Source organism: Mycobacterium seoulense (assembly GCF_010731595.1).
Classification (GTDB): Bacteria; Actinomycetota; Actinomycetes; order Mycobacteriales; family Mycobacteriaceae; genus Mycobacterium; species Mycobacterium seoulense.
This window is the reverse complement of the sequence record NZ_AP022582.1, coordinates 3,914,578-3,937,959: the sequence shown is the minus strand read 5'-3', so window position 1 is coordinate 3,937,959 and position 23,382 is coordinate 3,914,578. Positions and strand designations below refer to the sequence as shown.

Here is a 23,382-nt window from a genome sequence, read left to right as displayed (position 1 = left end):
CCCCGTCGATTCACACCGACGCCCGACGGGCTCACGTCAGCGCGCGCCGGTAGCCTGCTGACCGTGGCCCTCTACCGCAAGTACCGACCGGCAACCTTCGCCGAGGTGGTGGGGCAGGAGCACGTCACCGAACCGCTGTCGATCGCCCTGGAAGCCGGCCGGATCAACCACGCCTACCTGTTCTCCGGCCCGCGTGGCTGCGGAAAGACGTCGTCGGCGCGCATCCTGGCCCGGTCGCTGAACTGCGCCCAGGGGCCGACGGCCACCCCGTGCGGGGTCTGCGAATCCTGCACGGCGCTGGCCCCGAACGCCCCCGGCAGCATCGACGTGGTGGAGTTGGACGCCGCCAGCCACGGCGGCGTGGACGACACCCGCGAGCTGCGGGACCGCGCGTTCTACGCGCCCGCCCAGTCGCGCTATCGGGTGTTCATCATCGACGAGGCGCACATGGTCACCACCGCCGGGTTCAACGCGCTGCTCAAGATCGTGGAGGAGCCACCCGAGCATCTCATCTTCATCTTCGCCACCACCGAACCGGAGAAGGTGCTGCCGACGATCCGGTCGCGCACCCACCACTACCCGTTCCGGCTGCTGCCGCCGAAGACCATGCGGGCGTTGATCGGTCGGATCTGCGAGCAGGAGGGCGTCGCCGTCGACGACGCGGTGTTCCCGCTGGTGATCCGGGCCGGCGGTGGCTCCCCGCGCGACACGCTGTCGGTGCTCGATCAGCTGTTGGCGGGCTCTGAGACTGGTCCCGGGGGGCCCCACGTCACCTACCCGCGGGCGCTGGGCCTGCTGGGCGCCACCGACGTCGCGCTGATCGACGACGCGGTGGACGCCCTCGCCGCGTCGGACGCGGCGGCGTTGTTCGGCGCGGTGGAGTCGGTGATCGACGCGGGCCACGACCCGCGGCGCTTCGCCACCGACCTGCTGGAGCGGTTCCGCGACCTGATCGTCCTGCAAGCGGTTCCGGACGCGGTCAGCCGCGGCGTCGTGGACGCCCCGGAGGACGTGCTCGACCGCATGCGTGACCAGGCGGCCCGCCTGGGGCCGGCCACTTTGACCCGCTACGCCGAAGTCGTGCAGGCGGGGCTGGGCGAGATGCGCGGCGCGACGGCCCCCAGGCTGCTGCTCGAAGTCGTGTGCGCGCGGCTGCTGCTGCCCTCGGCCAGCGACACCGAGTCGGCGCTGCTGCAGCGCGTCGAGCGGATCGAGACCCGGCTGGACATGTCCATTCCCGCGGCCGAGACGGCCGCCGCGCACCCGCCGCGGCCGGCGGTGGCCGCGCCCGCGCGGCCCCGCAGGGAGGCGGTCGCGCCCGCGGAGGCCGCACCGCCCCGGTCCGCTCCGCCCGTCCCCAAGCCGGAGGCGGTCCCCGAACCCGCGCCGCCGCCCCCGGAGCCGGAGCCTGCCCCCGAACCCGCCGCCGCGCCCGGCGAGCTCAACGCCGCCGCGGTGCGATCCATGTGGCCGACGGTGCGCGACAAGGTGCGCCAGCGCAGCCGGACCACCGAGGTGATGCTGGCGGGCGCCACCGTCCGTGCGCTCGAGGACAACACGCTGGTGCTGACGCATTCGTCGGCGCCGCTGGCCAAGCGGCTCTGCGAACAGCGCAACGCCGACGTCATCGCCGAAGCGCTCAAAGACGCGCTGGGCGTCAACTGGCGGGTGCGCTGCGAGGTGGGCGCCGGCGCACCCGTCGAGCCGGCCCCGGTGACCCCGCGGGTCGAGGAGCCGGCGCCCGACGTGGCCCAGCGCGACGAAGAGGAACACATGCTCGCCGAGGCCGGCCGCGCGGAATCCTCGGGGCCGCGCCGCGACCCCGAGGAGGTCGCGCTCGAGCTGCTACAGAACGAGCTGGGCGCGCGCCGGATCGATAACGGTTAGGGCGTCCACCACGGCCGCAGCGGCAGGCGATCGCAGCCCCGCTCGTCGGCGTTGGCGGCCAGCACATGGTGCAGCTGCAGGTTGTTCTGCTCGAAGGCCACCCGGGAGGCCGCCATGTACAGGCCCCACACCTTGGCGGTCGCCAACCCGACCTCGTCGACCGCCTCGTTCCAGTGCTCGACCAGGTTGCGGCACCAGTCCCGCAGCGTCATCGCGTAGTGATGCCGGAAGTTCTCCTCGTGCAGCACCTCGAACCCGACGTCCTGGACCTCGGTGATGATGCGGCCCGAGCCGGTCAGCTCCCCGTCCGGGAAGACATACCGGTCGGTGAAGCCGCCCGCGAAGGAGGTCGACTTGTTGTCGTGGCGGGTGATGCAGTGGTTGAGCAGGAGGCCGCCGGTGCGCAGCCTGGACTTCAGGAACCCGAAGTAGGCCGGGTAGTTCTTGACGCCGATGTGCTCGGTCAACCCGATCGAGGACACGGCGTCGAACCCGCACTCGCCGATGTCGCGGTAGTCCGAATGCCTGACCTCGGCAAGGTCCGTGAGCCCGTCGCGCTCGATCGCGCGCTGCGCCCACTTCGCCTGCTCACCCGAGAGGGTGGCACCGATCGCCCGGACGCCGCGGCGCGCGGCGAAGCGCACCATGCCGCCCCAGCCGCAACCGACGTCGAGCAGCCGGTCGCCCGGCCGCAGCCCCAGTTTCTCGAAGACCAGGCGGTACTTGTTCTCCTGGGCCTCTTCCAGCGTCGCGTCGGCGTCCGGATAAACCGCGCACGTGTACGTCATCGACGGGCCGAGGACCCATTCGTAGAAGGTGTTGGACACGTCGTAGTGGTGGTGGATCGCCTCGGCGTCGCGCGTCTTGGTGTGCATGAGCCCGTCGGCGATGCGTCGCCACCGGGGCGGGGTCTCCTGCGGTGGCGGGGGGACCGGCACCAGCCGCTCCAGGCCCATCGAGCGCACGACGTTGGCGAGCACCCGCGCCGGCGGGCGCTTGAACTGGACCCGGTCGGTCAGCGTTTTGAGCAGCCGATACGGGTCACCGGGGTGGACGCCGTACACGTCCAGGTCGCCCGCCACGTAGGCACGGGCGAGACCGAGTTCGCCGGGAGCGGTGGCCAGGTAGGTGGCGCCCCGCGGGCTCCGAAGGTCCAGGCCCAGTTCGGCATCCGTGCTGCCGGCGGTGCTGCCGTCGTAGGCGGTGAACTTCAGCGGGTGGCGGCCGGTCGCGGCGAAGATCTCCAGGATCTCGGCCATGCTCAGTTTGCCGGTCGCGGCGCGGTGGGGTTCTTTGGTCGTGGTCATCGCCGTTGTACCGCCTTTGCATAGAGGTCGAGGAGACGGGAATCGGGGTCGTAGGTTTTCTTGACCGTGTTGTAGGCCTCGCCGCCGTACAACGCGTCGAATTCCTCGCGGGTGTAGTAGCTGTCGGAATACAGCGACTTGTGCCCGTCGAGCTCGCTCACCTTCGCTTCGATGGTCCGATTGGTGCCACCTTCGATGGCGCCCGCCGGCACCGACGACCAGAAGCCGACATTGACGTAGGTGTGGTCCGGCCGCATCGGATACAGCGGCCAGCCGTCGCGATCGCGCAGCCGCAGGGGGCACAGCCAGATCGGGGTGATGGGCACGTTGTCCAGAAACCAGTCCAGGAACTCGCAGGTCCGTTCGACCGGCACCTCGACGTCCTGGACCACCCGCTCGCGCAGCGGGCGGCCAGGCGAACGAATACTGCGCTTCTCGATGCGGTCCGCGACGCCGAAGCGCTGGTCCATGGCGAGGAGCTTCGAGTACACGCTGCTGCGCCGGTAGCGCCGCGGCCACCAGCGCCGCACCCGGGGGTTCTGCGCGCCGAAGGCGCGCGAGCACCAGAACCAGTCGGTGTCCCAGCGCCAGAAGTAGTCGTGCATCGTCAGCCGGTCGTCCTTGGTGGCTTCCACTCCCGCGGAGTCGTGCCGGATCGACTGGTAGTAGATGTCTTTGCCGGTGTAGTCGCTGACCGGTCCCGGGGTGGTGGTTCGCCGGCCCACACACAGGTAGCTTTCGTCCGCGCTGAACACCACCCCGTCGAGATAGTCCACCGGGGTGCCGCCCTGCCCGCCGGTGTCGACGATGCGCTCCATCGCCGCGATCAGGGCGGGTAACGAGCGGAACCGGACGTGCCGCAACGCCACGAACGGTGCCACGGGCTCCAGCTCGATGCGCAGCCGGGTTGAATATCCAAGCGTGCCATAGGAATTCGGGAAGGCTCGGAACAGGTCGGGGTGCTGGGTGCGGGACGCGGTGAGCAAATCACCGGCGCCGGTGAGGATGTCCATCTCGAGCACCGATTCGTGGGGCAGGCCGTTGCGGAACGACGCCGACTCGATACCCAGGCCGCTGACGGCACCGCCGAGCGTGATGGTCTTCAGTTGCGGGACGACGAGCGGGGAAAGGCCGTAGGGCAACGTCGCGGCGACCAGATCCTCGTAGGTGCACATGCCGGCCACGTCGGCGGTCCGGGATTCGGGATCGACGCTCAGCACTCCGGTCAGCCCGGACGTGTCCAGGCCCGGCGCGTCGCGTTTGGTGCGCGCGCGAAACAGGTTTGAGGTGGGCTTGGCGAGCCGAACGGCGGACGTGGCGGGGATGGATCGATAGCTCGCCATCAACCGGTCCACGCCCGACGTGTGCGCCGAGAGTGCAGATCCAGGGACAGGCACCACATATACCCTAGTCTTCGACCACAGCCCGTGCACCCGCGCGCGGGCGGCATAGCTTCAGGAGTTGTCTTGGGACAGGTGAGTGCTGCCAGCACGATTTTGGTCAATACCGAGCCGGGCGCCACCCTCGCCGCCGTCGCGGACTATCAGAAGGTGCGCCCCAAGATTCTGTCCCCCCAGTACTCCGACTACCAGGTGCTGCAGGGCGGCCAGGGGGCGGGCACCGTCGCCAAATGGAGGTTGCAGGCCACCAAATCCCGCGTCCGCGACGTGCAGGTCGACGTCGACGTCGCCGGCCACTCCGTCATCGAGAAGGACGCGAACTCGTCGATGGTCATCAACTGGACGGTGGCCCCCGCCGGGCCCGGCTCCAGCGTCACCGTCAAGACCACCTGGACCGGTGCGGGCGGGGTCAAGGGTTTCTTCGAGAAGACCTTTGCGCCGTTGGGGCTGAAGAGGATTCAGGGCGAGGTGCTGGCCAACCTGAAGCGGGAGCTGGAAAGCTAGGCCGGGCTGGAACCGCGGCTGGCAACCGCCACCGTCGGGCCCAACCGTTGGTCGGGGAATTCGACGGTAATCGCCGGGTCGGCGAAATGGGCGAGCGCGCTCAGCGCCGACGGGCTGTAGGCGCGTAGCTGGCTGATGAAACCATCGTGTGCCAGCGGGCTCAGACCCGTGAAGGGCCACGTCGCCGCCAACACCACCGAGTGGATCGGTGCCGGCGGCCTGCGGAGGTCGATGATCACCAACTTTTTCGCGGCCCGGGTCCCTTCGGCGAATACTCGGGCCGCCAGGGCGGGCGGCAGATGATGTAACGACATCGCAAACACCGCGAGGTCGAAATGCCCGTCCGGGGCGTCGATGGCGGTGGCATCCATCTCCCGCACCGTGGCCCGTGGGTGGCTGCCGAGGTCGCCGGCGGCGACGGCGGCCACAAACGTGGGGTCGATGTCGGTGACCGTCACGTATGCCGTCGGGTGCATCTCCAGCAGCTTGCTCGACAGACCGCCGAGGCCGGCCCCGAGCTCGAGGATCTTCGGAGAGGGGACATCGGACACCTCGGCAAGCACGATCTTGGCCAACTTCTCGTGGGCACCCAAGAACCGGCGCCGTCCGGCGCGGTCGAGTGCGCGGACGACCTTTTGCTTGAGATCGTCGACGTCCTCGCGGTCAAGGTATTCCAGTCGGCCGGTCTGCAACCGACGGTCCAACCAGGAGGCGCCCGGCCCGCCGCGGGGCATGCTCTCAATGCTGTGGGCGCTGCTGTCCACGTAGACCATCATGGACCATCGCCGCACCGATCGACCGCGTTTGCGCCCAACCCGTTCGCCGCAGAAGTGCCGACCGGGTCGGGGTGCGGCGTGAAAACCGCGTAGCTGCCCCACGACGACGGCAACGGAAACGCGCTACCATGAACCACCCGTTTTCCCGAAGGAAGAAAATGCGCCGAATCGCCTTTTCGATCCCCTTGGCGTTCCGGAGGGTCATCCAGGCGATCGGCCTGATGCGACAGAAAGACGCCGCGGCTTACTACACGATGATCGGTGACGACCTCATCGACTTTATGAATGAAGGGTACGCCGATAGCTCCAAGCCGCTGTGGCTGAACCTCGGTTACTGGAAAGTCGCTCGCACCTATCCCGACGCTTGTGCCGCGATGGTCGAACTCCTGGGAACGCGGGCCGGGCTGGAGCCGAGCGATAGCGTCCTCGACGTCGGCGTCGGTTTCGCGGAGCAGGATCTTGTTCTTCTGGATCGTTTCAAGGTGTCTCACATCACGGGCATCGACATCACACCGGTCCACGTCGACAAGGGCCGAGAACGCGTCGCCAGGCGCGGGCTGGAGAAACAAATCGACATTCGACTCGGTTCCGCGACCGCAATGGAGTTTCCCGACGTATCGTTCGAAAAAGTCTTGGCCCTGGAATGCGCATTCCACTTCGACACGCGAGATCAATTCATGCGCGAAGCATTTCGGGTCCTCAAACCGGGAGGAACCCTTGCGCTCGCCGACATGCTCCCGAATCCAGGCAAGAAATCCGGCCTGACGGCCGTCTTTGGCCGAAAGTACGGTCACATTCCCAAAGCCAATTACTATGACCGGGAGGAATACCCCCGGCGCCTGGCTGCCGCGGGATTTGGCGATGTCATCGTGGAATCGATCCGGGAAGACGTGTACCCGGGGATGGCCAAATACATGTGGCAGCGCGTTCAGGAAAAGAAAAAGATGGATGAAGTGGTCGTGGAAGTGACGGATGACGATCGCGCCCAGTGCCGCGGCGTATCGCTGTGGGAACGATCGACCGGCTTCGCGGACTATGTGATCGTGTCGGCGCGGAAGCCTTCGGACCCAAACGGAGTCCCGCAAACGGGCTAGAGCATTCCGAGCAGTTGCAGGTCGGTGGCGTATTTGATGATGATCGGCGCCGAGACGTGCGGAATGTCTTGGGCGGGGCCGATTTTCGCTTCTTGCACCGCGGCACGGAATCGGTCGGTCGGCGCGTAGCACGCGCGGGTCGGCTCGGGGGGCTGCAACTGCTCGGCAGTGTGCAACAGGAACTGCAACACCTCCAGGACCGAGTACCGGCGCTGTCGATCCGGCAGGGCACGCAGGGCGGCCTCGAACCGCTGCAACCACTCCCCGAAGTCATCGATGCGCTGGATCGGGTAACCGGCCTCGATCAGCCAGTCGACGAACTCATCGAGCCCGATGCCGTCGTCGTGCGGGTTCATCACGTGGTAGGTCTCGAACCCGTCGACCACCCGGGCGCCCAGCGTGGCGATCGCCTCGGCGACGAAACCCACCGGCAGCCCGTCGAAGTGCGCGCGCTGCCGATTGCCCTCGGCGTCGAGCTGGAAGAACGAGGCGGGCGCGACGCCGGTGGCCAGCAGGCTCAGCGCCGTCCTCGTGAACACGTCCGGCACGTTGAGCTGGCCCGCGTAGGTGGTGTCGGCCAGGATCACGTCGCTACGAAATACCGAGACCGGCATACCGCACAGGTCGTGGGCCTCGCGCAGCAGCACCTCGCCGGCCCACTTGCTGTTGGGGTATCCATTGCCGTAGCTGTTGTCGATGGTGCGGGTGGGGCTGATGACCCGGATGTCGGCGTCCTCGGTGAACAGCGACCGCTCGACCTGGTGACCCACGGCGCTCGTCGACACGTAGGTGTAGGGCTTGATCTTGGTGGTGAGCGCGATCCGGATCAGCTCGGCGGTGCCCATCACGTTGGGCCCGAACAACTCACGGTAGGGCAAGACGGTATTGACCAGGGCGGCGGCATCGACGATCAGATCGACGGTCTCGGCCAGCCGCTGCCAGGTCTGCTGGTCCAGGCCCAGGTTGGCTTCGCCCTTGTCGCCGGCGACGACCTCGAGATGATCGGTGAGTTCCTCGAAGTGCAGCAACAGCCCCGGGTCGCCGCTGTCGAAGGTCTGGTGCAGACGGCGCCGCGCGTCCTCGTCGGAGTGCGCGCGCACCAGGCAGATCAGCGTGCCGTCGACGTGTGCCAGGCGTTCGAGCCAGTGCAGGGCCAGGTAACGGCCGAGGAAACCCGTCGCCCCGGTCAGCAGGACCGTCCGCGCCTGGGAGCCGGCCCTGGGAAGCGTCGGGGCGACCGAGAGCGTCGGGGCGTCGATGAACTTGTCCAGCGTCAGATCGCCGGCGTGCACCTCGGTGGTGTCGCCGCCGTGCACCGACGCAAAGAGCACATCGACGGCCGGGCTCTCATGTCGGTCCAATTGCTCGCTGAGGCTTCTGACGGACGGGGCGTCGAACACTGTGCGCACCGCAAGATGGGAATCAAGGGCTTTGTTGATCGAGTCGATCAGGCGCATCGCCGACAGCGAATCCCCGCCCAGGTCGAAGAACGACTCGTCGACCCCGACCCGCTCGAGGCCCAGGACCTGGGCGTAGACGCCCGCCACGATCTTCTCGGTGGGGGTCTGCGGCGCCTGGAAGGGTGTGGCGGCAAACACCGGCGCCGGCAGCGCCTTTCGGTCGATCTTGCCCGAGGAGGTCAACGGGAACTGCTCAAGAACGACTAGCTGGGACGGCACCATGTATTCCGGTAACTGCGCGCTCAACCGCTGGCGCACCGCGCTGAGCTTGGCGTTGGTGCGGGGTTCATTGGCGTGTGGGGTGCTTCGGCGGGCCCACGTGTCGGGCAGGTAGAGGTCGGTCAGCGGTGGGGTGTGCTCGCGGTGCGGTTCGGGGCCGATGAAGACGGCGTCGAGGGTGCCGGGGTTGGTGCCCCAGGTCACCGCGACGTGATATCCGGCGGCTTCGCCGGCGCGGTGCAATTGTTCCGCAGTGGCGGTATCGGGGGTCGCAGTGGCTTGGGCGAGCGCGTCGGCCAGCGGTAACCCGGCCGCGAGTGCCTCTTCGACGCGGACGTCGGTGATCACTCCGGTGTGGGGAATCTCGGCGATGCGGACCGTGGCGGGACGGTGCGTCATCAACTGGCTGCGCAACCCGTCCAGTCCTGCGCACTGGGCCCACGTCCAGGTGGGCACTTTCGCGAGCGAGCGTACCCACGTCGGGGCTTTATGGACGACCACGTCGTAGCGGTACCGGTTGAGTTCGTTGTCGGCAGATCCGCGTTTGACTTGGATGTCGAGCCCGGCCACTGACGGGTGGTCGGCGGCCCACGTGGTGAAAAACTCCGGGGCTAAGAGCAATTCGGATTCGCTGAGCATGGCCCTCTGAACCCGTTGGCGGATCTCGGCGGTGTCCGTGGTGTCGGTGCGGGCCAGCGCGACCGCGGTTTGGAAGGCGCCTTGCAGAGTGTGGTTGCGGACGTCGCCGATGAACAGTGCCCCGCCGGGGGCCAGCAGTTCCACGGCGTAGTCGATGAGGTCGGCCAGGTATTGCCGATTGGGGAAGTACTGGATGACCGAGTTGAGAATGATGGTGTCGAAGTAGCCGGGCGGCAGCCCCTCGACCACATGGGCCGGTCGGGTCAGCAGCTGGACCCGGTCACGCCACGGGGTCTGCAACCGCTCCAGCGAGCGGGCCAGGTGGTCGATGGCCGCCGCCGACATGTCGGTGGCGACGTAACGCTCACACTGCGGGGCGATCTGCGACAGCACCAACCCCGAGCCCGCGCCGATCTCCAACACTCTTCGCGGTTGCAGGGCGATGATCCGATCCACCGTTGCCGAGCGCCACTCCACCATCTCCTCGAGGGGGATCGGATCACCGGTGTAGCTGCTGTTCCAGCTCCGAAAGTCCATGCCGAACGCCGATTCCGCGACTGGGGCGGCGTACAGCTCGTTCCAGACGTGTTGCCATTCTTCGACGCTTTCGGCGTCGTGGTCGGCGCTGGCGGTGTGCTCGAGGGTGACGTAGGCGACGAGTTGGGCGCCGGTCTTGGCGTGGTGCACGGTTGCGGCTGCCTGGGTGACCTGCGGGCACGACAGCAGGGTGTTTTCGATTTCGCCCAGTTCGATGCGCTGTCCGCGCAATTTGATCTGGGTGTCGGCGCGGCCCAGGTATTCCAGTGTTCCATCCGGGGCCCAGCGCACCAGGTCACCGGTGCGGTACATCCGCGCGCCGGCCGCCCCATAGGGATTTGCGACGAACCGTTCGGCGGTCAGGTCCACCCGGCCCACATAGCCGTGAGCCAGGACCGGCCCGCTCACATACAACTCGCCGACCACTCCCCTGGGCACCGGGTTCAGCCGGGCATCGAGAACCAGCGCGCACGCTCCGGGCAGCGGGGCGCCGATGCCCACCGGCTGCCCCGCCGACAGCGGCGCAGTGCAGGTGACCCAGATGGTGGTCTCGGTGGGGCCGTAGGTGTTGAACATCTGCCGGCCCGACGCCCAGGTTGCCGCCAACTCTGCCGGGAGGGCCTCCCCGATGGTGATCAGCGTGTCCACCCCGTTCAGCCGGGCCGGATCCAGCGACGACAGCACCGTCGGGGTGAATACCGCCGCATTCACGTGCTGGCGCCGCAGCAACGTCGTCAACGCCTCCCCGGCGTACGCTTGCCTGCCCGCCACCACCAGCGCCGCCCCCGACCTGACCGCCGACAACAACTCGCCGACCGACACATCGAAGGTCGGCGACGCCACCATCAACAGCCGCGAATCCGCACCCAGCCCGACCCCCTCGCCCAGCGCCGCCGCGCGCAGACCGGCGTGGCTGACCGCGACCCCTTTGGGTGAACCGGTGGACCCCGACGTGAACATCACGTAGGCGGTGTTGTCCACCCCCAACGGCGCCAGCCGGTCGGCGTCGGTTATTGCATCCGCGGAGCGCCCGCACAGGTCCATACCGTCGATGCGCAGCACCGGGCGCGGCCCGGCCCCGGCCACGGTGTCGGCACCACACGTCAACACCAACCCCGCATCGACCGTGTCCAGCATCGTGGCGATCCGTTCGACCGGATAGGCCGGATCCACCGGCACATAGGTCCCGCCGGCCTTGACCACCGCCCACCAGGCCACCACCAACTCCAGACACCGATCCATTGCGACGCCCACGGCATGCTCAGGACCCACCCCCGCGTCGATCAGTACCCGCGCCAACCGCGTCGACCACTCATCGAGCTCGCGGTACGACACCTCCCGGGTGCCGTCCACCACCGCCACCGAGTCGGGGCGGGCCGCCGTCGCCGCAGCCAACAACTGTGGCGCCACCGCCACGGGCACTTCCACGCCAGTGCCAGACCACTGCGACAGCACCAAGTCCCGCTCACCGCGATCGAGCAGCGGGACGTCTCCCACCACCACCGACGCGTTCGCCACCACCGCCTCGATCAGCCGTCCAAACCAGGTGACCAACCGCTCGACGGTGGCCCGGTCGAAGAGATCGGTGGCGTAAGTCACCACCCCGGAGGCCATCGGCCCGGCCGGATCGTCGGTCGGCACTTCGCTGAACTCGAATTCCAGGTCGAACTTGGCGGTGCCGGTCGCCGCCGTCAGCGGCTCGACGCTGAGCTCGTCGAACGACAACACCTCGGGGCGCACATTGTTCTGGAAGGCCATGAACACCTGAAACAGCGGATGGTGTGCCGTGGAGCGCACTGGGTTGAGCTGCTCGACCAGCCGCTCGAACGGAACATCCTGATTGCTGTAGGCATCAAGCGCCTTATCGCGCACCTGCCCGAGCACATCGCTGAACCGGTGCGCAGAAGTGATCCCCACCCGCAGCACCCAGGTGTTGACGAAGAACCCGACCAGATCGTCGAGCGCCTGATCCAACCGTCCGGCGATCGGCGTGCCCATCACCACGTCCTCGCCGACGCCGACTCGGTGCAACAACACCGCGACCACCGCCTGCAGTACCATCGATGCGGTCGTATTATGCTCTGCTGCAACGCGTTTGACGCCTGCCCACATTTGCGGGTCGACGGGCACGTCGATCGCATCGCTGCGGAAACTGGGCTCCGGCGAGCGGGGCCGATCCGTCGGCAGCGACACCACTACCGGCAGATCGGCCAATTCCTGCCGCCAGTACCGCAACTGGCCCGCGATGATGCTGTCCGGATCAGACTCCGCGCCCAACAGATCCAATTGCCAAAGCGTGTAATCCGCATACTGCACCGGTAACGGCACCCACCGCGGCGCCTCCCCCCGCGCCCGTGCCCGGTACGCCTCGGCGATGTCCCTGACCATGGGGGCCAACGACCATCCATCAAAAGCTATGTGGTGCAACACAATTGCCACCACGTGCTGCTCGGGACCGACCGAATAGATCTGCGCACGGATCGGGATCTCTGCCGACAAATCGAACCGGTACCCAGCCAGCGCAATCACCCTGCCGGCGACATCCTGCTCCGGCAAAGACGTCACCGCCGGGTCCCCGCCCTGCCACATGCCCGGCTTGGCCGGCATCACCTGCTGGAACGGCACGCCGTCGATGTCGGGGAATATGGTCCGCAGCGATTCGTGGCGGGCGACGACATCGTCGAGCGCCGATTGCAGCGCCGCAACATCCAGGAGCCCGCTCATCCGAAAAGCGATCGGCATGTTGTACGTCGCAACCCCACCCTCGAACCGGTTGAGGAACCACAACCGGCTTTGGGCGAACGACAGCGGGACCACTGCCGGCCGTGGACCGGCCACCAACGGCTTACGCCGACCCCCATCTCCGCGCGAGTCGTCGGCCCCGGCCCCTTCCGCACCCAGCAGGCCGAGCAGGTGCAGGTCGGTGGCGTACTTGATGATGATCGGCGCCGAGACGTGCGGGATGTCCGGGATGTCCTTGTCGGGGCCGATTTTCGCTTCTTGCACCGCGGCGCGGAATCGGTCGGTCGGCGCGTAGGACCCGCGGCTGGGCTCGGGGGGTTGCAGCTGAATAGCGTTGCGCAACAGCAACATCTGCAGCACCGAGTGCCGGCGCTGTCGATCCGGCAGGGCACGCAGGCCGGCCTCGAACCGCTGCAACCACTCCGCGAAGTCGCCGATGCGCTCGATGGGGTAGCCCGCCTCGATCAGCCAGTCGACGAACTCATCGGGCCCGATGCCGTCGTCGTGCGGGTTCATCACGTGGTAGGTCTGAAACCCGTCGGCCACCCGGGCGCCCAGCGTGGCGATCGCCTCGGCGACGAAACCCACCGGCAGCCCGTCGAAGTGCGCGCGCTGCCGGTTGCCCTCGGCGTCGAGCTGGAAGAACGAGGAGGGCGCGACGCCGGTGGCCAGGACGCTCAGCACCATGCGGGTGACGGTGTCCGGCACGTTGAGCTGGCCCGCATAGGTGGTGTCGGCCAGGATCATGCCGGAGCGGAACACCGCCACCGGCAGCCCGCACAGGTCGTGGGCCTCGCGCAGCAGCACCTCGCCGGCCCACTTGCTGTTGCCGTAGCCGTTGGCCAGACTTCCGTCGATGGTGCGGGTGGGGCTGATGACCCGGATGTCGGCATCCTCGGTGAACAGCGACCGCTCGACCTGGCGGCCGACGTCTGAAGTCGACACGTAGGAGTAGGGCTTGATCTTGGTGGTGAGCGCGAACCGGATCAGCTCGGCGGTGCCCATCACATTGGGCCCGAACAACTCACGGTAGGACAGGACGGCGTTGACCAGGGCGGCGGCATCGACGATCAGATCGACGGTCTCGGCCAGCCGCTGCCAGGTCTGCTGGTCCAGGCCCAGGTTGGCTTCGCCCTTGTCGCCGGCGACGACCTCGAGATGATCGGCGGCCAGTTCCTCGAAGTGCCGCAACAACTCCGGGTCGCCGCTGTCGAAGGTCTGGTGCAGACGGCGCCGCGCGTCCTCGTCGGAGTGCGCGCGCACCAGGCAGATCAGGGTGCCGTCGACGTGTGCCAGGCATTCGAGCCAGTGCAGGGCCAGGTAACGGCCGAGGAAGCCGGTCGCCCCGGTCAGCAGGACCGTCCGCGGCTGGCCGGTGGCCCGGGGCAGGCCCGGCGCCGCCGAGAGCGTCGGGGCGTCGATGAACTTGTCCAGCGTGAGGTCGCGGGCGTGCACCTCGGCCGTCTCGCCGCCATGCACCGACGTGAAGCACAGGTCCGTTGCCGGGCTCACGGCGGGAGCCACTTCCAGCAGCCTGCCATCCCTGCCCAACAGCCGACTCAGACTTCTGACCGACGGCGCGTCGAATATCGTGCGCACCGCAAGGTTGGTATCCAGGGTTTTGTTGACCGCGGCGACCAGGCGCATCGCCGACAGCGAATCCCCGCCCAGGTCGAAGAACGACTCGTCGACCCCGACCCGCTCGAGCCCCAGGATCTGGGCGTAGACGCCGGCCAGGACCTCCTCGACCACGTCGGCGGGGGCGCGGTAGAGACCCGCATGGTATTCGGGTGCCGGCAGGGCGCGCCTGTCGAGCTTGCCGTTGACCGTCAGGGGCAGCTCCTGCAGCACCATCACCGCGGCGGGGACCAGGTAGCCCGGTAACCGCTCGGCGAGCTGCGAACGGACGGCTGCCGGGTCCACTGCCCCGGTGACCGTCTCGGTGACGTAGCCCACCAAGCGCCTGTCAGCGGGGCGGTCTTCGCGGGCGATCACCACCGCCTGCTCCACCCCGTCCAGTCCGGACAGCGCCGTCCGGATCTCACCGAGTTCGATGCGATATCCGCGGATCTTGACCTGCTCATCGGCGCGCCCGAGATACTGCAGCTGCCCATCGGCGCCCCAGCGCACCAGGTCCCCGGTGCGATACATGCGTGTTCCGGGCTCTCCGAACGGACACGCCACGAACCGCGACGCGGTCAACCCGGCCCGCCGCAGATACCCGCACCCGACGCCGCGACCGGCCACATACAACTCCCCGACCGCGCCGACCGGCACCGCGCGCAACCAGCCGTCCAGGACGAACAGCGCCGCCCCCGGCACCGGTGCACCGATCGGCACCACCGCCGACCCCGCCACCAGCGGGGCGCTGATTGTGGCAAAAACCGTGGTCTCGGTCGGGCCGTAGCCGTTGATCATCACCCGCCCGGGCGCCCAGCGATCCACCACCTCGCCCGGGCAGGCCTCGGCGGCGATCATCAACGCCGCCGATCCCAGACCCTCGGGTGAGAGCGTGGCCACCGCCGACGGGGTTTGACTCAAGACGCTGACCTTCTCGGCGACGAGTAAGGCGTGCAGGTCATCCGGTGATGCCGCCACCGACTCGGGCACCACGACCAGGCGCCCGCCGTGCAGCAACGCGCCCCAGATCTCCCAGACCGAGTAGTCGAAGGCATAGGAGTGGCACTGAGTCCACACCTGTTCCGGCGCCGGCGTCAGGCCGGCGTCGAGTGAGTCGAACAGCCGGGTGACGTTGTGGTGGGTGACGGCGACGCCCTTGGGGACTCCCGTGGTGCCCGAGGTGTAGATGATGTGGGCGACGTCGTCGGGGTCCGGCGCCGGGAGGCCTGTGCTCGGGTAGGCCTTCACAGCGGGGTCGTTGGTGGCGATGACCGGCACGCCGTACCCGCGCAGCCGGTCGGCCAGCCCGGTGGCGGCAATCGCGGCGATCGGCGCGGCGTCGGCCATCATGAAGTCGATCCGGGCCGGCGGGTGCGCCGGGTCGATCGGCAAGTACGCGGCCCCGGCCTTGAGCGTTGCCAGGATCGCGACAATCGCGTCGGCGCACCGATCGAACAGCAGCGCCGCACACTGGCCGCGGCCCACGCCATGTCCGATCAGCAGGTGCGCCAGGCGATTCGAGGCCCGATCAACCTCGCGGTACGTCATTGAGCGGCCGTCGAAGGTCACCGCCGCCGCCCCGGGTGTGCGCGCCACCTGTGCGGCGAACAACCCTGGAATCGACACCGGCGTCGCGGGCTGGGCCAACACCGCGCGATTGCCGAACTCATCGAGGCGGGCGTGTTCGTCGGCATCGAGCACATCCATCGACGCAAGCCGCGCCGTTGGATCGGCGGACATGCTCGCCAGGACGCGCTGCAACCGCGCGGCCAGCGCCTCGATGCCGGCCAGGTCGAAGACGTCGGTGTCGAATTCGAGGCGAAGGCCCAACTCGTCGCCCGGCATCGCCTGCAGTGTCAGCGGGTAGTGGGTGGATTCACGGGTGGCGATGTCGGTGATGGCCAGCTCGCGGACGTCCAACGACGCCGCGGTGTCGATGGGGTAGTTCTCGTAGACGAACAGGGTGTCGAAGAGTTGGTCGTGGCCGGTGGCGCGGTGGATCTCGGTGAGCGCCAGGTGTTGGTGTTCCAGTGTGTGGTTGTGGTCGTTGCGTAGTTCGTCGAGCAGCCCGGCGGTGGTGGTGGCCGGGTTGATCCTCGCGCGCACCGGCACCGTGTTGATCAACAGACCGACCATCGTTTCCGCGCCGGGCAGCTCAGTCGGCCGGCCCGAGACCGCGGTGCCGAAGGCGACGTCATGCTGACCTGTCAGCCCCATCAGCAGCTGCGCCCACGCGGCCTGCAACACGGTGTTGACGGTGGTGTGGCACGAGCGCGCCAACTCGACCAGCGCCCGGGTGGTCTGTTCGGGCACCCGAGACGAGGTCACGCCGCGCCGCCCGAGCCCTGACCGATTCGGCGGGGCCACCAGGGTGGGGGCGTCGAAGCCGGCCAGCACATCGCGCCAGGCGGCGTGGGCGGCCTCGAGGTCTCGATCGGCCAGCCAACCGACGAACCGGCGATACGGCGTGGCCGCGGGTAGCCGCTGTCCGTAGTAGCCGGCGAAGATTTCCCCCAGCAGGATCGGCAGCGACCAGCCATCGAGCACGATGTGGTGGTTGGTCAGCACGACCCGGTGCCGCCCGTCGGCGGTGCGGATCAACGCCACCCGAAAGGCCGGCGGCTCGGTGAGGTCGCAGACCGCGGCGCGCTCGGCGGCGCACACCTGCTGGACCTGTTCCTCGGAGTCCAGTTCGAAGTACTGCCACGCCGCCGTGGGTTCGGCCGGGATGATCTGGACCGGCTGGTCGAATTCTCCGCAGAACCGGGCGGCCAGGTTGGGATGGCGGTTGATCACCGTGCGTACGGCATCGTGCAGGCGATGCGGATCGAGCGGGCCGGTGACGGTGATGTCCAGCTGCATCGCGTACAGGTCGTCGTTGCTGCCGGTGGTGCCGGCGTGAAAGTGCAGTCCGGCCTGCAGGGGGGTTAGCGGCAAGATATCGGCGATCCGGTACTGCTGTTGCAGCGCGTCGATCTGAGGTTGGCTGAGCCGGGCGGGGACGATATCGGAGGGGGTCAGCCCGCCGCCCCCGCGACGGACATGCGCGCAGATTCCGGCCAGGGCCTCGAACCACAGCTGGCTGAGTCGGCTGATCTGGTGGTGGTCCAGTGCTGACGAGGCCCACGTCCAGGTGGCGTGCAGGTGCGGGCCGGCATCGGTGTCCGTCTCGTTTTCCAGGGCGACGGCGTTGAGTTCCACGGTGTGTCCCAGTGGCATCGGCACGGCGGTCGCGGCGGCGACCGACAGGCCGTCCTGGCTGACCCGCCACAGCTCGTCAGGGAGGTCGGCGGCGGCCGCGCCCATCCGGCCCAGATAGTTGAATCCGATCGTCGGGTCCGGACCGGCCAGGTCGACGTCGGTGTTGAGGTAGCGCAGCAGCCCGTAGGTCAGGCCGTCGGGCAGGGCGCGGAGTTGTTCTTTGCCGCCTTTGATCACCGCACCCAACGCCGCTTCGCCGGCCACGACCTGGGTCCAGCGCAGTCCACCGACCGCCAGCGAAACCGGGTATTTGGTGGTGAACCAGCCCACGGTGCGCGACAAGTCCACGCCGGGGAACAGGTCGTCGTGGCGCCCATGGCCCTCAACGTCGATGCCGACGGGCGCGCCGCTGAGTGCGCCCACGTATTCGGCCCACGCCATCCCGAATGCGATCAACAGGATGTCGGTGATCCCGGTGTGAAACGCCGCGGGCACCTCACCGAGCAGCAGGCGGGTCGTCTCGACATCCAGTGCTGCCGTCAGGTGCCCGGCGCTGGCATAGGTATCACGTTCGGGTTGTACCGGCGGTAACGCGGCCGGGGTCGCCAGCACCTTTCGCCAGGTGTCGGCCTGGTCGACGACCGCGGGGGTGTGGGCGTGCTCATTGAGGAGTGCCGCCCAGCGGGCGAATGAGGTCCCGGCCGCCGGCAGCGCAATCGGTTGACCGCTGTGATGCTGGGCCCACGCGATATTCAAGTCCTCCAACAGGATTCGCCAGGACACCGCGTCGATGGCCAGGTGGTGAATGATCAGCGCCAGCTGGCCGGTGGCGGTCGCCCATACCGCGCGCACCATCACCCCGGCGGCCGGGTTCAACCGTGACCGGGCCTCCGACAGCGCCTCGTCCGAGAGCACGTCGACGGTGTGCAGGTAAGCACCGGAGTCGACCGAACCCGGCTCGGGAACCTGGAGTGACCACCCTCCGGCGTCATCGGTGTCGGCGCGTAGCCGCAGCATGGCGTGCCGGTCCAGCAGCGCCTGAAGAACGATCGCCACGTCGACCCCGGAGACCCCGGCCGGTGCTTGCACGACCATCGTTTGGTTGAACTGGTCGGTCGGGCCGTCCACGGTGCGCAGCCAGCTCATGATCGGGGTTGCCGGCACCGGCCCGACACCCTCATCGACCGGGACGGCTGCACCGCCGGCCGCCACGGCCACTCGGGCCAGGCGGGCCACCGTCTGCTCGACGAAGATGTCGCGCGGCCGACACGTCAGGCCTGCCGCCCGGGCCTGGGCCACCACCTGCATCGACAAGATGCTGTCCCCGCCCAGGTCGAAGAACGAGTCGTCGACCCCGACCCGCTCCAGCCCCAGCACCTGGGCGTAGATGCCGGCCAGAACCTCCTCGACCGCGTTGGTCGGTGCGCGGTAGCGATCGCCATCGCGGTACTCCGGTGCCGGCAGGGCGCGAGTGTCGAGCTTGTTGTTGACCGTCAACGGCAACGCGCCGACAGCCACCACCGCGGCGGGAACCATATAGGCGGGGAGCCGCTCAGCCAGCAGGGCGCGCGCCTCGGCCGGGCGTGCCGTTCCGGTGATGTAGCCGACCAGGCGTTTGTCGCCGGGACGGTCCTCGCGGGCGATCACCACCGCCTGGTCCACACCGTCCAGCCCGGCCAGTGCGGCCTGGATCTCACCGAGTTCGATGCGGTACCCGCGGATTTTGACCTGATCGTCGGCGCGTCCGAGGTAGCGCAGCTGTCCATCGGGACCCCACCGCACCAGATCGCCGGTGCGATACATCCGCGTCCCGGGTCCGCCGAAGGGACAGGGGACGAACCGTGCCGCGGTCAACCCCGGCCGTCGCACATACCCGACCCCCACGCCGCGGCCGGCCACATACAACTCGCCGACCACCCCGGCCGGCAGGGGGCGCAGCCACTCGTCGAGGACGAACAAGGCCGCGGTCGGCACCGGCGCCCCGATCGGCGCCGCACCCGACCCCGCCGGTAAAGGCGCGCTCATCGACGCGTACACCGTCGCCTCGGTCGGGCCGTAGGCGTTGATCACCACCCGTCCGGGTGCCCACCGATCCACCACCTCGGCGGCGACGGCCTCACCGCCGAGCAGCAACGCCACCGAATCCAACCCCTGCGGCGAGAGTGCGGCCACCGCGGACGGGGTCTGGGTGAGCACGTTGACCTGTTCGCCGACCAACAAGGCGTGGAAGTCCTCTGGCGAGGCCGTCAAATCCTCGGGTACCACCACCAGGCGCCCTCCGCCGAGCAGCGCAGCCCAGATCTCCCACACCGAGAAGTCGAAGGCATAGGAGTGGCATTGGGTCCACACCTGGGCACCGGGCAGGCCTGGGGGCGCTGACTGAGCCAAGTGGGTCAGGTTGCGGTGGCTGATGGCCACGCCCTTGGGGACGCCGGTAGTGCCCGAGGTGTAGATCAGGTAGGCGATGTCGTCCGGGGCGGGCGCCGGCAATGCGGTATTGGGCTGGCCGTCGACAGCGGGATCGTCGACATCGATGACCAGTAGGTCATACCCGTCCAGTCGCGACCGCAGCCCCGCCGTCGTGACAGCGGCGGTCGGCGCGGCATCGGTGATCATGAACTCGATCCGGGTATCGGGCAGCGCGGGGTCGATCGCGAGATAGGCCGCCCCGGACTTGAGTACCGCCAGCATCGCCGCGACCGCCTCCGCGGACCGCTCCAACAACAGCGCCACACACGAGCCCGGCCGCACACCATCGGCGGCCAGCAGGTGCCCCAGCCGGTTCGCGGCCTCGTCGAGTTCGCGGTAGGTCAGTGAGCGGCCGCCGCAGCGGATCGCGACCGCCTGCGGCGAGCGGGCCACGTGGTCGGCGAACAACTCCGGAACCGACACGGGCGCTGGTGCGGGCCCGGTCAACACCGCCCGGTTGCCGACCTCATCCAGCCGGGCATGTTCACCGGCATCCAGCACGTCCACCGACGACAACCGCTGGTCCGGGTCGGCGGTCATCGCCCCCAGGACGCGTTCGAACCGCTCGATGAAGGCGTCGACGGTTGCGGTGTCGAACACGTCGGTGCGGAATTCCACCGCCCCGCCGATCCCGGCGGCCGCACCGGCCTCGGTGAAGCGTTCGGCCAGGGAGAACGACAGATCCATCCGGGCGGTGTGGCTGTCCACCGGCATCTGGGTGACCTGCAGATCGCCCAGCGCCAATCCGGCGGCGGGGTCGTGGTTTTCGTGCCCGGGAAGGTTCTGCCAGGACAACATCACCTGGATCAGCGGGTGATGGGCCAGGGATCGGGCGGGGTTGAGGCGCTCGACCAGCACCTCGAAGGGCACGTCCTGACGATCGTAGGCGGCCAGGCTACGCCGGCGCACCTGGGCCAGCAGCTCGGCGAAGCTGGGATCTCCGGTCAGATCGACCCGCAACACCAGGGTGTTGACGAAGAACCCGACCAGCTCGTCGAGCGCGGGATCACCACGCCCGGCGATCGGAAACCCCACCGCCACATCGGAACTCGCGCTGAGCCGCGACAGCAGCACCGCCAGGGCGGTCTGCACCACCATGAAGCTGGTCGCGTTGTGCTCGACGGCGAGCTCGCGCACTCGTTGCTGGAGCGCCGCCGGCCAGTCCACGGCTGCCTTGGCGCCGCGCTGATCGGCCACCGGCGGATAAGGCCGATCGGTTGGCAAGTGCAGGCATTCGGGCATGCCGGCCAGGGCATCCTGCCAGTAGGCGAGTTGGCCGGCGATGGGGCTGTGGTCGTCGTCCAGATCACCAAACTGTTCGCGTTGCCACAACGTGTAATCGACGTATTGCACCGGCAATTCGGCCCACGCTGGGGACCGCCCCGCGCTTCGGCTGGCATACGCCATGCCCAGGTCACGCATCAGAGGGGTGATCGACCAGCCGTCGGCGGCGATATGGTGCACCACGCCCACCAACACGTGCTCATCATCGCCGACACGGAAAAGCTTTGCCCGCAAAGGGATTTGGGTTGCCAGGTCAAAGGTGTGACCCGCCGCCTCCTCGATGGCCGCACTCAGCCGGCCCGGCGACCAGGCGGCGGCGTCGATGAGTTCCCAACCGAAATCGGTCGGCTCGGCGGACACCACCTGCTGCCGGGGTATGCCGTCGGGTGCGGCGATCAGTGTGCGCAGGCTCTCGTGGCGCGCCACCACGTCGACCAGCCCCGCGCCCAGCGCGTCGACATCGAGGTGCCCGCGCAACCGCAAGACCACCGCCATGTTGTAAACCGCTGAGGGCCCTTGCAATTGGTCGAGGAACCACAACCGATTCTGGGCAAACGACAACGGCACCACCGCGGGCCGCTCGACGGCCACCAACGGCTTACGCCGACCACCCTCCCTGCTGATACGGGGCGTCAATTGGGCAATCGTGGGGAAGTCGAACAGGGCGTGCATGTCGAGGTCGGCGTCCAGGGCGGTGTTGAGCGCGCCGACGAGGCGCATCGCGGACACCGAATTCCCGCCCAGGTCGAAGAACGAGTCATCGACGCCGACCCGGTCGAGTCCGAGGACTTGGGCGTAGATGCCGGCCAGGATCTCTTCGATGGCGTTGGTGGGGGCGCGGTAGCGGTCGGCATCCTGGTATTCCGGCGCCGGCAGGGCGCGGGTGTCGAGTTTCCCGTTGACCGTGACGGGCAGCGTCTGCAGCCTCACGATCGCGGCGGGCACCATGTAGCCGGGCAGCCGCTCGGCCAGCGCGGCACGCGCGGTGGTCGGGTCGGCGGTGCCGGTGATGTAGCCGACCAGCCGTTTGTCGCCGGGGCGGTCTTCGCGGGCGATGACGGCGGCGCGGTCGACGCCGTCGAGTGCGGTCAGGGCCGCTTGGATCTCGCCGAGTTCGATGCGGTAGCCGCGGATTTTGACCTGTTGGTCGGCGCGCCCCAGGTAGTCCAGTTGGCCGTCGCGGCCCCAGCGCACCAGATCCCCGGTGCGATACATGCGCGCTCCTGCTCCGCCGAAGGGGCAGGCGACAAACCGTGACGCGGTCAACCCGGCCCGGCGCACATACCCCACTCCGACGCCGTGACCGGCCACGTAGAGTTCACCGACCGCCCCGGGCGGCACCGGGTGCAGCGACTCGTCGAGGACGAACAGCGCCGCCCCCGGCACGGGTGTCCCGATGGGCACCACCGCCGAACCGGGGGTCAGTGGGGCGCTGATGGTGGCGTAGACCGTGGTCTCGGTCGGGCCGTAGCCGTTGATCATCACGCGCCCGGGCGCCCAGCGGTCGACCAGGTCGGCGGGGCAGGCCTCACCGGCGGCCATCAGCGCCACCGATTCCAATCCCTCGGGGGAGAGTGCGGCTGCCGCTGAGGGGGTTTGGCTCAACACGGTGACGTGTTCGGCGACGAGCAGGGCGTGCAGGTCGGGCGGCGAGCCGGCTACCGCCTCGGGCACCACGACCAGCCGCCCGCCGAACAGCAGGGCGCCCCAGATCTCCCACACGGAGAAGTCGAACGCGTAGGAATGGCACTGGCTCCACACCTGCGCCGGGGTGAGTTCCAGCCCGACGTCGAGTGAGTCGAACAGCCGGGTGACGTTGTGATGGCTAACCGCAACGCCTTTGGGGACGCCGGTGGTGCCCGAGGTGTAGATGATGTGGGCGATGCCGTCGGGGGCCGGGGCCGGTAGTGCGGTACCGGGCTGGGTGGCGATGCGCGGGTCGTCGATGTCGATGACGGTCAGGCCGTGCCCGTGCAGCCGGCCGGCCTGCGCGGCGGTGGTGACCGCGGCAATCGGTGCGGCGTCGGTAACCATGAATTCTATGCGGGTCGCCGGCACCGCCGGGTCGATCGGCAGGTACGCCGCCCCGGTCTTGAGCACGGCCAGGATCGCCGCGATCGCCTCGGCCGACCGGGAGAACAGCAGCGCCACGCACGTGCCCGGGCCGGCACCGTATCCAACAAGTAGGTGCGCCAACCGGTTCGACGCCTCGTCGAGCTCGCCGTAGGTCATCGAGCGGCCCT

At 68.6% G+C, this 23,382-nt stretch carries 7 protein-coding genes; 3 read left to right on the top strand and 4 right to left on the bottom strand.

Annotation, left to right across the window (positions count from 1 at the left end; translation table 11 throughout):
- Nucleotides 1-63 precede the first annotated feature (63 nt).
- Nucleotides 64-1,887 carry a DNA polymerase III subunits gamma/tau gene (locus tag G6N37_RS18185; protein WP_163682501.1) on the top strand — a complete coding sequence of 608 codons (1,824 nt, stop codon included), beginning with the start codon at nt 64-66 and terminating at the stop codon, nt 1,885-1,887.
- Here the strand turns inward: G6N37_RS18185 and G6N37_RS18180 are convergent.
- The gene (locus G6N37_RS18180; RefSeq protein WP_197745708.1) at nt 1,884-3,194 is read right to left on the bottom strand and encodes a class I SAM-dependent methyltransferase; all 1,311 of its coding nucleotides are present in this window, start codon (nt 3,192-3,194) and stop codon (nt 1,884-1,886) included. The genes G6N37_RS18185 and G6N37_RS18180 overlap by 4 nt on opposite strands.
- Entirely contained in the window at nt 3,191-4,594 is a 1,404-nt protein-coding gene (locus tag G6N37_RS18175; protein WP_179961858.1) for an FAD-binding oxidoreductase, read from the bottom strand. Before G6N37_RS18175 ends, G6N37_RS18180 begins: the two co-directional genes overlap by 4 nt.
- Nucleotides 4,595-4,660: 66 nt before the next feature.
- On the opposite strand from G6N37_RS18175, the gene G6N37_RS18170 reads away from it, so the two are divergent.
- Nucleotides 4,661-5,098 (top strand): SRPBCC family protein, encoded by a 438-nt coding sequence (locus G6N37_RS18170; protein ID WP_163682497.1) that lies wholly within the window; start codon nt 4,661-4,663, stop codon nt 5,096-5,098.
- Here the strand turns inward: G6N37_RS18170 and G6N37_RS18165 are convergent.
- Nucleotides 5,095-5,871: a methyltransferase domain-containing protein gene (locus G6N37_RS18165; RefSeq protein WP_163685198.1), complete on the bottom strand. Its 777-nt coding sequence runs from the start codon at nt 5,869-5,871 to the stop codon at nt 5,095-5,097. The two genes, G6N37_RS18170 and G6N37_RS18165, sit on opposite strands and share 4 nt — an antisense overlap.
- Nucleotides 5,872-6,002: 131 nt before the next feature.
- Between G6N37_RS18165 and G6N37_RS18160 the strand changes: the two genes are divergently transcribed.
- Complete coding sequence (locus G6N37_RS18160; protein ID WP_163682494.1) at nt 6,003-6,968, top strand: class I SAM-dependent methyltransferase; 966 nt, start codon at nt 6,003-6,005, stop codon at nt 6,966-6,968.
- Here G6N37_RS18160 and G6N37_RS25870 read toward each other — a convergent pair.
- On the bottom strand, nt 6,965-23,371 hold the full coding sequence (locus tag G6N37_RS25870) for an amino acid adenylation domain-containing protein (RefSeq protein ID WP_443677494.1): 16,407 nt from the start codon (nt 23,369-23,371) through the stop codon (nt 6,965-6,967). The genes G6N37_RS18160 and G6N37_RS25870 overlap by 4 nt on opposite strands.
- Nucleotides 23,372-23,382: the final 11 nt, after the last annotated feature.